Genomic DNA, 14,681 nt, shown 5'->3' with positions numbered 1-14,681 from the left:
CTGCGCGTCCCGGCGCGGCTGCTGCCGCAGCTGCTCGCCGCCGGGGCGCGCGACCGGTCGATCCGGGCCGACCTCGCCGTCGTGGCGGGGGCGCGGGGCCGCTGGCTGGCCCAGCTCAACCCCGAGTGGGGTTATCTCCTCCAGGAGAGCTCCGGCGACGTTACGGCCCCAAGGGGTCTCGACCACCGGCCGTGGGAGTTCGGCACGCGCGGCGACCGCCAGGCGTTCCTGGCCGCGCTGCGGGCCGCCTCCGCCGACGAGGCCAGAGACCTCTTGGAGGTCGGCTGGTCGAAGGAGAACCCCGACGACCGCGCCGTCTTCGTCGCTGTCCTGGCCGACGGGCTGAGCATGGCCGACGAGCCCTTCCTCGAGAAGGCGCTCGACGACCGCCGCCGCGAGGTCCGGCAGGCCGCCGCCGACCTGCTCACCAAGCTGCCCGACTCCCGGCTCGGCCAGCGCATGGCCGCGCGGGCCGCGCCGCTGCTCGTCCGCGACGGCTCCCGGCTCTCCGCGGTCGCGCCGACGGCCTGCGACTCCGTCATGGAGCGCGACGGCGTCCGGTCACGGCCGCCGGCCGGCACCGGGCCGCGCAGCTGGTGGCTGCAGCAGGTCGTCGCGCACACCCCGCTCCGGTTCTGGCCGGGCCATCTCGGGGCCGAACCCGCCGAGCTGGTCCGGATGACGATCGGCGACTGGGCCCGGGAGATCCACATGGGCTGGATCAGGGCCGCCATCCTGCAGGACGACCCCGTCTGGGCCCGCGCCCTGTTCGACGTCGAACCGCTGACCGACCTGCTGGCCGTCCTGCCGCCCGACGAACGGTCGTGGCGGGCTGCCGAGATCGTCCGGGCGGGCAACGTCGACGGGCAGCTGATCATGATGCTCGGCGGGGTGCCGGGGCCGTGGAGCGGGCCGCTCGCGGCGGCCGTGCTCCAGCGGGTCGCCGACATCGCCTCCAGCCAGCCGTGGAACGCGGGCGAACTGGCCCGCCTGGCGGGCGAGCGGCTCGACCCGACCGGCGTCTACGACCTCGACCAGCTGCCCGACATCGGCGAACTGCGGACCGCCTCCGCCCTGCTCCGCTTCCGTTCCGACATGATCAAGGAGTTCTCGTGACGACCCCCACCGTCCTGCGGCCCCACGCGGAAGACCAGTACGCCGACGAACTGGCCGTCCTGGCCAAGCACGACGACCGGCCCCGCCCGCCCGGCTGGCGGCTGTCGCCGTGGGCGGTGACCACCTACATCCTGGGCGACGCGAGCCACCCCGGCGGGGTGATCACCCCGAAGTACATCGGCCCCCGCCGCATCGTCGAGGTCGCCGTCGCCACCCTGGCCACCGACCGGGCGCTGCTGCTGCTCGGCGTGCCCGGCACCGCCAAGACCTGGCTGTCCGAACACCTGGCCGCCGCCGTCTCGGGCGACTCGACCCTGCTGGTCCAGGGCACCGCCGGAACCGCCGAAGAGGCCGTCCGGTACGGCTGGAACTACGCCCGCCTGCTCGCCGAGGGCCCCTCGCGGGAGGCGCTGACCCCCAGCCCCGTGATGCGGGCCATGGCCGAAGGCCGGCTGGCCCGGGTCGAAGAGCTGACCCGCATGCCCTCCGACGTGCAAGACGCGCTGATCACCGTCCTGTCCGAGAAGACGCTGCCGATCCCCGAGCTCAACGAGGAGGTCCAGGCGGCCAAGGGCTTCAACGTGATCGCCACCGCCAACGACCGCGACCGCGGCGTCAACGAGCTGTCGAGCGCGCTGCGCCGCCGGTTCAACACGGTGGTGCTGCCGGTCCCGGCCTCGGCCGAGGAGGAGGTGGAGATCGTCTCCCGCCGGGTCGCCCAGCTCGGCCGGTCGCTCGAACTGCCCGAGACCCCGGCGGGCCTGGAGGAGATCCGGCGGGTCGTCACGGTCTTCCGCGAGCTGCGCTCGGGGGTGACCTCCGACGGCCGCACCAAGGTCAAGTCGCCCAGCGGCACCCTGTCGACCGCCGAGGCGATCTCGGTCCTGACCAGCGGGATCGCCCTGGCGGCCCACTTCGGCGACGGGGTGCTGCGGCCCTCCGACGTCGCGGCCGGGATCGTCGGGGCGGTCGTCCAAGACCCGGTGTCCGACCGGGTGGTCTGGCAGGAATACCTGGAGACGGTCGTCCGGGAACGCGAGGAGTGGCGTGACTTCTACCGCGCCTGCCGGGACGCCGGCTGACCGATGACCATCACCCTGCTGGGCGTCCGCCACCACGGCCCTGGTTCCGCACGCGCCGTGGTGGCCGAACTCGCCCGACTGCGACCCGACATCGTGCTGATCGAGGGCCCACCGGAGGCCGACGGCCTGGTCGCCCTGACCGCCGACCCCGGCATGGAGCCGCCGGTGGCGCTGCTGGCCCACGTGCCGGGCGACCCGACCAAGGCGGCCTTCTGGCCCTTCGCGACCTTCTCCCCGGAATGGCAGGCCCTCAAATACGCGGTGGAAGCGGGCATCCCGGCCCGCTTCTGCGACCTCCCGGCCGCTCATTCACTGGCGGAGAAGGAGCCCGACCAGGCTGACGACGTCACCCCGGCGCAGGCGGTCCGGATCGACCCCATCGCCTCGCTGGCCGCCGCCGCCGGGTACGACGACCCCGAGCGCTGGTGGGAGGACGCCGTCGAGCACCGCGGCGACACCCCCTTCGAGGTCATCGCCGAGGCCATGGCCGCCGTCCGCGAGGGCTACACCCCCGACGAGAGGGAGGCCCGGCGGGAGGCGTACATGCGCCGGACCGTCCGGGTCGCGATCAAGGAGGGGTTCGTCAACATCGCGGTCGTGTGCGGCGCGTGGCACGTCCCGGCGCTGACCTCGATCGGGCCGGCCGCCGCCGACGACCGGATCCTCAAGGGCCTGCCGAGGGTCAAGGCCGAGATGACGTGGGTGCCCTGGACCCACGGCCGGCTCGCCCACTGGAGCGGCTACGGCGCGGGCGTCAGCTCGCCGGGCTGGTACGCCCACCTGTTCGCCACTCCCGACCGCCCGGTCGAGCGGTGGCTGACGGCAGCCGCAGGAGTGCTGCGCGACGAGGGGATCCCCGTCTCCTCGGCCCACGTCATCGAGTCGGTCAGGCTGGCGCAGAGCCTGGCCGTCATCCGGAACCGGCCGCTGGCCGGGCTGGCCGAGGTCACCGAGGCGGCTCGGGCCGTGCTGTGCGAGGGCGACGAACTGCCCGTCGAGCTGATCCAGCGGCGCATGGTCGTGGGGGAGCGGCTCGGCCACGTCCCCGACTCGACGCCGATGGTCCCGCTGCAGCGGCATCTGCGCGAGGAGCAGCGGCGGCTCCGGCTCAAGCCCGAGGCGCTCGACCGCGAACTCGAACTCGACCTGCGCAAGCCGCTCGACCTCGACCGCAGCCGCCTGCTGCACCGGCTCCGGCTGCTCAACGTCCCGTGGGGCGAACCCCGCCAAACCCGGGGCAAGGGCACCTTCAAGGAGGCCTGGGCGCTCCAGTGGCGGCCCGAGTTCGACATCTCGCTCATCGAGGCCGCGCCGCTCGGGGTGACCGTCCCGGCCGCCGCGTCCGCGAAGATCGCCGAGGTGGCCGCCCGTGAGGGCGCGGCGCTGGCCGACCTCACCGGGCTCGTCGAGCGGGCGCTGCTCGCCGACCTGCCGGGGTCGCTGCCGGCCGTGCTGGCCGCGATCGGCGACCGGGCCGCCGTCGACACCGACATCCGCCACCTCATGGCGGCGCTGCCGGCCCTGGTCCGCGCCCAGCGCTACGGCGACGTCCGGGGCACCCCGGCCGAGGGGCTGGCCGTGATCGCCACGTCGCTGCTGGCGCGCGTCTGCGCCGGGCTGTCGGCCGCCGTGTCGGGGCTCGACGACGAGAACGCGCGCGGCATGGTCGCCCACATCGACGCCGTGACCAGCGCGTCCGCGCTGCTCGACGAGGGCCGCGAGCGCTGGCTGGGCGCGCTGCGCGCCCTCGCCGACCGGACCGGCCTGCCCGGCGTGATCGAGGGCCGGATCGTCCGGATCCTGTTCGACGGCGACCGGCTCGGCGACGCCGACGCGCGCATGTCGCGGGCCGTCTCGCTCGCCCACCCGCCCGCGCGGGCGGGGGCGTGGATCGAGGGGTTCCTGTCCGGCGGCGGGCTGCTGCTGGTGCACGACCCCCGCCTGCTGGCCATGGTCGACGACTGGCTCGTGGGCCTGCGCGGCGACGCGTTCGTGGAGGTCCTGCCGCTGCTGCGGCGCACCTTCGGCTCCTTCGCGCCGCCCGAGCGGCGCTCGATCGCGAGCCGCGTCCGCTCGGGCTCGGCCACCGAGAAAGACATCGCGTACGACGACGAGCGCGCCGCCCCGGCCGTGCGCACCGTCATGGGCATCCTGGGGAGCGGCTGATGGACGTGCACGACGACGAGCGGGCCCGCCGCTGGCGGCTGGTCCTCGGCGGCCAGGCCGAGAACGCGCCCGGCGGCGGCCTCGGCGGCCTGTCGGGCACCGACGCAGGCATGGACGCCGCGCTGGCCGCCCTCTACGACCTCGACGGCGACGGCGAGTCGGCGCCCCGCTCGGCCGGGCTGGGCGGTTCGGCGCCCCGGGTGTCCCGCTGGCTGGGCGACATCCGCACCTATTTCCCCTCGACGGTCGTCCAGGTCATGCAGAAGGACGCCATCGACCGCCTCGACCTGAGCCGCCTGCTGCTGGAGCCGGAGATGCTCGAGGCCGTGGAGCCCGACGTCCACCTGGTCGGCACCCTGCTGTCGCTCAACCGGGTGATGCCCGAGAAGGCCAGGGAGTCGGCGCGGGTGGTGGTCCGCAAGGTCGTCCACGAACTGGAGCGCAAGCTCCAGCACCGCACCAGGGCGGCGGTGACCGGCGCGCTCAACCGGGCCGCCCGCACCAACCGCCCGAGGCGCCCGGCCGACATCGACTGGGACCGGACCATCCGGGCCAACCTCAAGAACTACCTGCCCGACCGCAACACGGTCGTGCCGTCGCGCCTGGTCGGCTATGCCAGGAAGCAGCAGTCGGTGCAGCGCGAGGTCGTGCTCTGCATCGACCAGAGCGGCTCGATGGCCGCCTCGGTGGTCTATTCGAGCGTGTTCGGCGCGGTGCTGGCCTCGATGCGGTCGCTGAAGACGTCCCTGGTCGTCTTCGACACCGCCGTCGTCGACCTCACCGACCAGCTCCACGACCCGGTCGAGCTGCTGTTCGGCACCCAGCTCGGCGGCGGCACCGACATCAACCGCGCCATCGCCTACTCCCAGGGCCTCATCACCCGCCCCGCCAACTCGATCTTCATCCTCATCAGCGACCTCTACGAGGGCGGCGTCCGCGCCGAGATGCTCAAGCGCGTCGCGGCGATGACGGCGGCGGGTGTCCAGGTGATCGTCCTGCTGGCCCTGTCCGACGAGGGCGCCCCGTTCTACGACCACGAGAACGCGGCGGCCCTGGCGGCGATGGGCGTCCCGGCCTTCGCCTGCACCCCCGACGCCTTCCCCGACCTGATGGCCGCCGCGATCGAACGCCGCGACATCACCGCCTGGGCCGAACGCACCCTCGGCGAGGGCAACCAGCGCGCCTGACCGGCGGAAGACCTCGGCGCCGCCGGGGTCTTCCCCCGGCTTCCGTCACGGCTCCGCCCACCCCGGCCCCGCCCGCCGCCCCCGCACCGCGCCGCACCCGGCGCCGACCCTCCGCTCCCGCCGCGCCTCCGACGGCGGACCTAGGACCACCCGCCGGGAAAAGGCCGCCCGGTCCTCGGACCAAGGTCCCACGGCCTCCTCGGGCCAGGGCCCGATGCCCGGTACGCTCTCCTTTCGTAATGTCCGAATCATGGCTTCCCTCATGACATCCACGTCGCCGCCGGCGGTCTTCTCGTCGCGCTACCGCGCCCTGAGCACCGGCATCACCGCGCTCATGGTCCTGGTCGCGTTCGAGTACATGGCGGTCGCGACCGCCATGCCCGAGATCGGCAGGGAGCTGCAGGGGTTCGGCCTCTACAGCCTCGCCTTCAGCGGCGCGGTCGCCGCGACCCTCGTCGGCACGGTCGCCGGCGGCCGCTGGGGCGACCTCTCGGGCCCCGACAAGCCCCTCTGGACCGGCCTCGGCATGTTCGTGACCGGCCTGGTCATCGCCGGGCTGGCCCCCACGATGGAGGTCTTCATCGCCGGACGCCTGCTCCAGGGGCTCGGCGGCGGGCTGTTCAACGTGGCCATCTACGTCCTGGTCGCGCGGGTCTACCCGGGCGCGATGCACCCGAAGGTCTTCTCGCTGCTGGCCGCCGCCTGGGTGCTGCCGTCGGTGGTCGGCCCGGCCATCACCGGCACGGTCACCGAGGCGTGGACGTGGCGGGCGGTCTTCCTCGGCGTCGCGGTCATCGCGCTCCCCGCCGCGGCGATCTTCTGGCGCGGCCTGGCCTCCAGAGAGCCGTACGCGGAGGAGGAAGAGAGGGTCGACACCGGCCCGTTCGCCGCGCGGCTCGCCTGGGGCGGCGGCGCGGCCGTGGGCGCGGCGGTGCTCCAATACGGCTCGGGCGAGGCCGACTACGCCCTGATGGCGGTCGGCCTGGCCGTGCTGCTGGTCGCGCTGCCGATGCTGGTCCCGGGCGGGACCCTGCGCGCGGCCCGCGGCCTGCCGACCGTGGTCGCGCTGCGCGGCCTGAGCATGGGCGCGTTCTTCGCCGCCGAGGTCCTCGTGCCGCTCATGCTGGTCAGGGAGCGCGGCCTGACGCTGACCGAGGCGGGCATCGCCCTCACCGGCGGCGCGCTGGCCTGGTCGGCCGGGTCGTGGCTGCAGGGGAAGTACCCGGGCGGGCGCGTGCTGCGGCTCTGGGGCGGCCATCTGCTGGTCGTGGCCGGGATCTCGGTGACCGCGCTGGCGTTCCTGCCCGCCGTCCCGATCTGGGTGGCGTTCGTCGGCTGGGTGGTCTGCGGGCTCGGCATCGGGATGATCTACCCGACGCTGTCGGTGCTGGTCCTGGAGCTGTCCAAGCCCGGCGAGGAGGGCAAGAACAGCGCCTCGCTGAGCGTCGGCGAGTCGGGCGTGACCGTGGTCGCGGTGGCCGTCACCGGGGCGATCCTCACCTCGACCGGGGCCTACGCCGTCTGCTTCGCCCTGCTCGTGGTGATGGCGCTGGCGGGAGCACTGCTGTCCCGGCGTGTCACCATGGAGGTCTGAGAGCTCGCACGGGAGTGCGCCTCGAGAACAGGAGGGGAGCCGTTCGTGCCGCGTGTCCGTGAGGTCGATGTGTTCCGGCTGGTCCTGCCCTACGGCAGGCGACCGGAGAGCATCCTGGTCAAGCTCACCGACCACGGCGGGATGGCCGGGTGGGGCGAGGTCGTCCACCCCGATCCCAAGGTCTGGAACACCCTTGAGGAGACCCTGGCCCAGATCCTCATCGGGGTCGACTGGGAGACCCCCCACGATCTGCCCGAGCTCGGCTCGGCGGCCGACATGGCCTGCTGGGACCTGGCGACCAGGATGACGGGCGTGCCGCTGGCCCACGCGATCGGCGGCACCCGCACCTCGCTCATGGCCACCGTCCGGCTGCCCGCCGTGCGGTCGCTGCAGTCGGCGGTCGACGGCGTCAACCGGTTCGTCGGAGCCGGCTACGCCCACGTCACCGTCGAGATCCACCCGGGGTGGGACGTCGAGCCGCTGCGCGCGATCCGGGCCGCCTACCCGGCGCTGGCGATCACGGTCGACGCGCGGCGGGCGTACACGGAGATCGGGCAGCTGGAGTCCCTGGCCGGCTACGACCTGTCGGGGATCGAGCGGCCCTGCGACGACCTCGACCTGAGCGCCGAGCTGCAGTCGCGGCTGTCCATCCCGGTCGTCGTCGAGGCCCGGTCGCTGGCCGAGCTCGACGAGGCGATCGCGGCGCGGGCCGGGCGGGCCCTCATGCTCCGGCCCTCGCTCTTCGGCTCGCTGGCCGCCGTGAAGACCGCCCACGACCGCGCCCGCCGGGCGGGCTGGGACATCACCTGCGCCGACGGCCGGGGCGCCGGGCTCGCCCGCGCGGCCACCGTCGCCGTGGCCGCCCTGCCGGGCTGCACCCTCCCGAGCGACGTGACAGAACCGCCCAGGAACGCCCAGATCGTCGACCCGCCGGTCGGCGCGTCGGGGGGAGTGGTGGCCATCCCGCTGACCCAGCCGGGCCTCGGCCACACGGTCGACGAGGAACGGGTCAGGCGGATGGCCCGCGACAGCTTCGCCCTGCGTTAGGGCGCGACGGGCGCGCAGCCCTCGGCCAGTTTCGGGGCCTTCGGCGAACTGCTCGACGCGCCGCCCCCGCCGGTGAGGGCCCGCGCGGCGGTGTTCCTGATCAGGGTCCAGTCGGGCGACGCGGTGCTGATCATCGGCGGGACGAACTGGACGCTCGTCACCCCGGCCTTCTTCGCCTTCGCCGCGAGCGGCACCAGGTGTTCGAGCATCGGGCCGGGGATGTCGGTCTCCAGCAGTCCCTCGGTAGCGCCCGCGATCTCGGTGAAGTGGGTCAGGACCGTGGCGGGTTCGGCCTGGGCCAGCAGGGCCGCGAACACGCACTTCTGCCGCTTCATCCGCGCGTAGTCGTCGGAGAAGGTCCGCGACCGGGCGAACCACAGCGCCTGCTCGCCGGTCAGCCTCCGGGTCCCGGCCGGGATGAGGCCCTCGTTGCGGCGGCCGTAGACGACGTTGCGGTCGACGGTCAGCTCCAGCCCCCCGATCGCGTCGATGATCTTGGCGAAGCCGCCGATGTTGACCAGCGTGTACCAGTCGACGCGCAGCCCCAGGATCTCCCCGACGGTCTCCTTCAGGGTCGCCGGGCCCATGCCGGTGCGCCCGCCGAAGACCTCGGGGTGCTGGTCGGCGTACTCCCACACCGAGAACAGCAGGTCCTCCCGCGAGCCGTCGGGCCCGCTCGGCAGCCGGAAGCCGAAGGGGAACTGGTTGTACATCGGGCTGCCCTCGGGGAACCGGACCCCTTCGAGGTTGCGCGGCAGCCCGAACATGACGGTGTGGCCGGTGCGCACGTCGACGCTGGCCACGTTGATGCTGTCGGTCCGCACGCCGACCCGGTTGCCGGCCAGGTCACCGCCGAGCAGCAGGATGTTGACCCGGTCGCGCCCGCCGAACGGCTCGCCCGTCGGCATCTCGCCCGAGTTCCTGAACAGGCCGTCGATCGTGCGCTGCGAGACCGCCGCGTAGTGGGCGGTCAGCCCGAACGGCAGCGCCGACCCGACCGCCAGCACGCCGGTCAGCGCCCCCGAGATCAGCTGGCCCGGCGCCGACAGCCGTCCGGGCCGCAGGACGACGTAGGAGTGCACCACGAGCACGAACCACGCCACGCCGAGCGTGCCCGACATGACCGCCAGCAGCCCGAGGCGGCCGATCAGCCGCCCGGCCAGGTCGGCCCCCGCCAGCGCCGCCACCGTGATGACCACCGCGACACCCGACAGATAGACCGCCAGCACCGAGGCGCCGGTCCGCCGCCAGCCCGCCCGCAGATGGGCCACCCCCGGGAACAGCACCGACAACGCGACCCATCCGATCACCTGACCTGGTTTCCGCACGCCCATCCCCGAAGATGCTCGATTACGTGGTCACGGACCGTGTCGCCACGATTACATTGAACCGTCCGGGGAGGCCGAACGCCTTTACCTTCCAGACACCGGCGAGTTCGTAGTCGATTCATCCGGTTCGCGTACTCTGACCCCATGTCGGAGGACATCCTGGGCGCGGACTACGACGTCGTCACCATCCCCCTCCCGCCCGACGACGAGGGCGAGGTCGTCGCGACGCTGGTCCGCCGGGTGGTGCCGGGAGCCCGCCGCGCGGTCCTCTACCTGCACGGCTTCACCGACTACTTCTTCCAGGCCCACCTGGCCGACCACTACGTGGAGCAGGGCGTCTCGTTCTTCGCGCTCGACCTGCGCAAGTACGGCAGGTCGCTGCTGCCGTACCAGACGCGCGGATTCGTCCGGAGCGTCACCGAGTACTTCCCGGAGATCGACGCCGCCGTCGCGATCATCCGGGCCGACCACGACGAACTGGTCATCAACGGCCACTCGACCGGCGGGCTGGTCGCCGCCCTGTGGGCCGACCGGGTGCGCGGCCGGGGTCTGGTGCAGGCGCTCCTGCTGAACAGCCCGTTCCTCGACCTGAACGTCCCGGTCCTGGTCAAGGGGGTCGCCGACGCGCTGAAGGGGGTGTTCGCGCGGCTGCCCGCCCGCGCGGTGCTGCCGGTGGGCGTCTCGACGGTCTACGGCGACAGCATCCACCTGTCCCGCGAGGGCGAATGGGACTACGACCTCGACTGGAAGCCCCTCGGCGGCTTCCCCGTGCACGCCGCCTGGCTGGCCGCCATCCGCCGCGCCCACCACCGGCTGCAGGGCGGGCTCAAGGTCGACGTGCCGGTGCTGGTGCTCTGCTCCGACCAGAGCCTGCGGGTCAAGGACTTCGCGCCGGAGGTCCGCAACACCGACACCGTGCTCGACGTGGAGCACATCGCCCGGTACGCCACCCGCATCGGGCCCCGCGTGACGGTGGTCCGGGTGGCGGGCGGCGTCCACGACCTGGTCCTGTCGGCCGAACCGGTGCGCAAGCAGGTGTTCGACGAGATGGACCGCTGGCTGGCCTACGCACTCCCGGGCGCCCTACCAGGGAAAGCCGAACAGCCCGTAATAGGCGGCGATGACCAGCATCAGGGCGGTGCCGCCCAGCACGCCGGTCAGTGAGACCTGCTGCGAGGGAGTGACCTCCCAGCCGTCGCGCAGGCCGACGAGCACGGCCCCGGTGGTGCCCACCATCTGCGCCAGGATCACCACCGCCAGCACGCGCACCACCAGCCAGCCGGCCTGCACCGCGGGCCAGGCGCCGGCCTGGTTCACCGAGAACAGCACGATCAGCATGATGAACGCGAGCACCGAGGCCAGCAGCGCGAGGCTGGTCAAGATCATCCGCCACAGCCGCCGCCGGATCGGCGGCCACACGCGGGCGTTGGTCTGGTGCCGCAGGTCACGGCCGCGCAGCCGGACGAACATCTCGGTCACCGGCGCCGCGACGTAGCCGAAGGCGGCCAGGGTCAGGGTGAGGCCGAGGAAGGTGCTGGCGCCGTACCAGGGGGCGGCGGGCACGTCGGTGGCCTCGTAGCGCTGGACCGGCTTGGCTCCGGCGATCTTGACCGGTGACTGGGACGGCAGGCCGGTGATCCAGTTGGACAGGGTCGGCAGGTAGTCGGGCACGAACGGCCCGCCGTGCCGCCGCATCGCGTGGTCGGCCCCGGCGAGGAAGCGGATCGTGTAGTTGTCGGCCGGCTTGGCGTCGATCAGGGTCTGGGTGCTCTCGACGAACGGGATCGACGGGTCGCCGGTGCCGTAGAGGGCGAGGGTGGGCTGCCGCATGCCGTGGAGGGCGGGCGCGCTGTCGTACCGGAGAAAGTCGAAACCGACTCCGCCCATGGCCCGGGTCAGCAGGTCGCGCACCCCGGTCGGCGCGTGCAGCCGCAGGAGCTGCTCGTTGAGCGCCCACGCGACCTGGCGCATCGGCGACACGTTGGGGGAGGAGACCAGCACCGTGTAGGCGATGTCGGGCCGCTCGGACGCCGCGATCGGGACCACCCAGCCGCCCTCGCTGACCCCCCACAGGCCGGTCCGCGCCGGATCGGTGGTCGGCCGCTTGAGCAGCAGGTCGACCATGGTCACCGCGTCGTCGGCGAGCAGCCCGAAGTCGCGGCTGCGGAAGGAGTAGCCGTGGGTGCGCTTGTCGTAGGCGAGGGTCACGATGCCGTGCTGGGCCAGCCACTCGGCCTGCGAGGTGAACTCGCCCCGGTCGCCGGAGCCCGAGCCCTGCACGAACACCATCGCCGGGAACGGGCCGGGGCCCTGCGGGGTGCGGATCGTGGTGACCAGGTTGTCGCCGCTGACCGGCACGGTGATCGTCTCGGTGGTCACCGGATAGACGGTCGAAGGAGGACGCGTCTCGGCCGCGGGCTGGGCCGGCAGATCGCGGAAGGCGGCGGGCGGCTCCAGGGGCGGCGGATCGAACGCGGGCGGCGGCAGGAGGTAACCGATCACTCCCAGCAACGCCACGAGGACGCCGGCGAGAATCGTCAGCGTGCCCCGCCCAATGGTCATCAGGCCGCTCCCCGATGGGTGGTCCATATTCCGAGCCGTGCCTTCCTCCTTACGATGCCCCCTGGTCGCCAGGTTAAGTCATTACGTGATCCAGTTGTCGCGGGGGAGGCCCAATTTGTCGGTGGGACCTGTTAGCTTCGTGCGCCATGCGGCTGCTGCACACGTCCGACTGGCACCTGGGCCGGTCCTTCCACCGCGAGAGCCTGCTCCCGGCCCAGGCGGCGTTCGCCGACCACCTGGTCGAGACCGTCAGGTCGGAGCGGGTCGACGTCGTGCTGGTGGCCGGTGACGTCTACGACCGGGCGCTGCCGCCGGTCGACGCGGTGGCCCTGTTCGACGAGACGCTGCGCCGCTTACGCGGTCTCGGCGTCGACACGGTGATCATCAGCGGCAACCACGACTCGCCCGTCCGGCTCGGCTTCGGCGCCGGTCTGATGGACCGCATCCACCTGCGCACCGACCCCCACCAGGCGTGGAGCCCCGTCGTCGTGAACGACGTCGCCTTCTACGGGATTCCCTACCTGGAGCCCGAGCTCGTCCGCACTCCGTGGAACCTCCCCGAGCGCACCCACACGGCCGCCATGACCCACGTCATGGATCGCGTACGAAGCGACGACGCCGCCCCCGCGAAGGTGGTGCTGGCCCACGCCTTCGTCACCGGGGGAGCGGCCAGCGACAGCGAGCGCGACATCACCGTCGGCGGGGTGGCCCACGTGCCGGTGCGCGTCTTCGACGGGGCCGGCTACGTCGCCCTCGGCCACCTCCACGGCCGCCAGACCATGAGCGAGACGGTCCGCTACTCGGGCTCCCCGATCGCCTACTCCTTCTCCGAGGCCGACCACGTGAAGGGGTCGTGGCTGGTCGAGCTCGGCGGTCCGGTCGACTTCGTGCCCGCGCCGGTGCCCCGCCCGCTCACCCGGCTGCGGGGCCGTCTCGACGACCTGCTCGCCCTCCCGCCGTCCGACCACTGGATCCAGGCGACCCTCACCGACCCCGTCCGGCCGAAGGCCGCGATGGAGCGGCTGCGGGCCCGGTTCCCGCACACCGTCGACCTCCAGTTCGCCCCCGACGACGTGCCCGAGGCGGCGCCCGCGCGCCCCCGGCTGGCCGGGCGGCCCGAGATCGACGTGGCGCTCGACTTCGTCCGCGAGGTCCGCGGCGAGGCGGCCGACCCCGACGAGCGGCGGATCCTCGAAGAGGCCGCCATGGCCTGCCGCATCAGGGAGACGATGGCCTGATGCGCCTCCACCGGCTGACGATCTCCGCCTTCGGGTCCTTCCCGGACAAGGAGGAGGTCGACTTCGACCGGCTCGGCGAGGCCGGGCTGTTCCTGATCCACGGCCCCACCGGGGCGGGCAAGACCACCATCCTCGACGCCGTCTGCTGCGCGCTGTTCGGCGTCGTCCCCGGTCAGCGCAACGACGCCCGGTCGCTGCGCTGCGACCACGCGCCCCCGGGCCGGGGGCCGCAGATCGTGCTGGAGACCACCATCCGCGGCCGCACGCTGCGCGTCACCCGCTCGCCCGCCTGGGCCCGCCCGAAGCTGCGCGGGCAGGGGACCACCCAAGAGCAGGCCAAGGTGATCGTCCAGGAGCTCCGCGACGGCGACTGGGCGCCGGTGACGACCCGCATCGACGAGGCGGGCGACTTCATCGGCGGGCTGCTCGGGATGAACGCCGACCAGTTCGGCCAGGTGGTGATGCTGCCGCAGGGCGAGTTCGCCAAGTTCCTGCGCGCCTCCGGCGACGACCGCCGCAAGCTGCTGGAGCGCCTGTTCACCGTGCGGGTGTTCACCGACATGGAGAAGTGGCTCGCCGACCACCGCCGGGAGACCGGCCGGATCGCCGAGCGGCTCGCCGAGGAGGTCCGCGCCCGCGCCGACCGCATGCGCGGCGCCGCCGGCGCGGAGCTGTCGGCTCAGGCGGGTGAGTCCGACGATCCGCTCGAATGGTCCTCCGCCCTGCTCGCCGCCGCCTCGGCCGCCGTCACCTCGGCCGAGGCGGCGGTCTCCGACGAGGCCCTCCGGGAGGCCCGCGACCGCCTGGCCGAAGGCCGCGACCTGGCCGAACGCCGGCGCCGCCACACCGCCGCCCGCATCCGCCACGACGAGCTGGAGGCCCGCGCCGACGAACGCGCCGACCTGGAGACGATCCTGGCCGAGGCCGCGTCGGCGTCCCGCGTGGTCCCCCTGCTCGACCAGCTGACGGCCCGCGAACAGACGGCGTCGGCGGCGTCGGCGGCCTTCGAGGCGGGCACGTCGGGCCTGCCGGAGACCGACCACCGCCGGGCCGAACGCACCCGCCGCGACGAGCTGATCCGCCTGGAGGAGGCCCTCCACGACGAGGCCCGCCTCCACGGCGTGATCCGCGAACAGGCGAGCCTGAACGACGAGATCGCCGCCCTGGAGAAGGGCCTCCGCGCGACTGCCGACCGCCTGGAGGCCGCCACCGCCGAACTGTCGGAGGCCGAGGAGCGCCGCGCCGCCGCCACGGTCGCCGAAGCCGCCCTGCCGGGAGCCGAGGCGGCCCGCGAACGGGCGGGCGAGCTGCTCGACGCCGTCCGCCGCCGCGACGCGATCACCGCCGACCTGGCCGAAGCC

Annotated in this window: 11 protein-coding genes; 9 read left to right on the top strand and 2 right to left on the bottom strand. The window is 73.4% G+C overall.

Features of this window, described 5'->3' with window-relative positions; genetic code table 11:
• The 6 genes from FDA94_RS39695 to FDA94_RS38105 form a co-directional block, all read left to right on the top strand.
• A partial coding sequence (locus tag FDA94_RS39695) for a DUF5691 domain-containing protein (protein WP_170991310.1) occupies positions 1-1,116 on the top strand: 1,116 nt, incomplete at its 5' end.
• Entirely contained in the window at positions 1,113-2,198 is a 1,086-nt protein-coding gene (locus FDA94_RS38125; protein WP_137251885.1) for an ATP-binding protein, read from the top strand. The genes FDA94_RS39695 and FDA94_RS38125, both read left to right, overlap by 4 nt.
• Positions 2,199-2,201: 3 nt before the next feature.
• The gene (locus tag FDA94_RS38120) at positions 2,202-4,364 is read left to right on the top strand and encodes a DUF5682 family protein (protein ID WP_137251884.1); all 2,163 of its coding nucleotides are present in this window, start codon (positions 2,202-2,204) and stop codon (positions 4,362-4,364) included.
• Positions 4,364-5,551, top strand: a complete 1,188-nt coding sequence (locus FDA94_RS38115) for a VWA domain-containing protein (RefSeq protein ID WP_137251883.1) — start codon at positions 4,364-4,366, stop codon at positions 5,549-5,551. The genes FDA94_RS38120 and FDA94_RS38115 overlap by 1 nt, the downstream gene beginning before the upstream one ends.
• A gap of 250 nt (positions 5,552-5,801) precedes the next feature.
• Positions 5,802-7,145: an MFS transporter gene (locus FDA94_RS38110; protein ID WP_137251882.1), complete on the top strand. Its 1,344-nt coding sequence runs from the start codon at positions 5,802-5,804 to the stop codon at positions 7,143-7,145.
• Positions 7,146-7,190: 45 nt separating this feature from the next.
• Positions 7,191-8,192, top strand: a complete 1,002-nt coding sequence (locus FDA94_RS38105) for an enolase C-terminal domain-like protein (RefSeq protein ID WP_137251881.1) — start codon at positions 7,191-7,193, stop codon at positions 8,190-8,192.
• Here FDA94_RS38105 and FDA94_RS38100 read toward each other — a convergent pair.
• Positions 8,189-9,502 (bottom strand): LCP family protein, encoded by a 1,314-nt coding sequence (locus FDA94_RS38100; protein WP_246060379.1) that lies wholly within the window; start codon positions 9,500-9,502, stop codon positions 8,189-8,191. The two genes, FDA94_RS38105 and FDA94_RS38100, sit on opposite strands and share 4 nt — an antisense overlap.
• 162 nt (positions 9,503-9,664) lie before the next feature.
• Between FDA94_RS38100 and FDA94_RS38095 the strand changes: the two genes are divergently transcribed.
• Positions 9,665-10,684, top strand: coding sequence for an alpha/beta hydrolase (locus FDA94_RS38095; RefSeq protein WP_137251879.1), 1,020 nt, complete (start codon positions 9,665-9,667; stop codon positions 10,682-10,684).
• Here the strand turns inward: FDA94_RS38095 and FDA94_RS38090 are convergent.
• Complete coding sequence (locus FDA94_RS38090) at positions 10,604-12,082, bottom strand: alpha/beta hydrolase family protein (protein ID WP_137251878.1); 1,479 nt, start codon at positions 12,080-12,082, stop codon at positions 10,604-10,606. The two genes, FDA94_RS38095 and FDA94_RS38090, sit on opposite strands and share 81 nt — an antisense overlap.
• A 146-nt stretch (positions 12,083-12,228) precedes the next feature.
• Between FDA94_RS38090 and FDA94_RS38085 the strand changes: the two genes are divergently transcribed.
• Both FDA94_RS38085 and FDA94_RS38080 read left to right on the top strand, forming a co-directional pair.
• Positions 12,229-13,320 carry an exonuclease SbcCD subunit D gene (locus FDA94_RS38085; protein ID WP_137251877.1) on the top strand — a complete coding sequence of 364 codons (1,092 nt, stop codon included), beginning with the start codon at positions 12,229-12,231 and terminating at the stop codon, positions 13,318-13,320.
• Positions 13,320-14,681: AAA family ATPase (locus FDA94_RS38080; RefSeq protein WP_137251876.1), on the top strand; the 1,362-nt coding region annotated here is incomplete at its 3' end. The genes FDA94_RS38085 and FDA94_RS38080, both read left to right, overlap by 1 nt.

Source organism: Herbidospora galbida (assembly GCF_005233835.1).
GTDB classification, from domain to species: Bacteria; Actinomycetota; Actinomycetes; order Streptosporangiales; family Streptosporangiaceae; genus Herbidospora; species Herbidospora galbida.
Note: the sequence above shows the minus strand (reverse complement) of the source record. Positions and strands in the feature narration are given on the sequence as shown.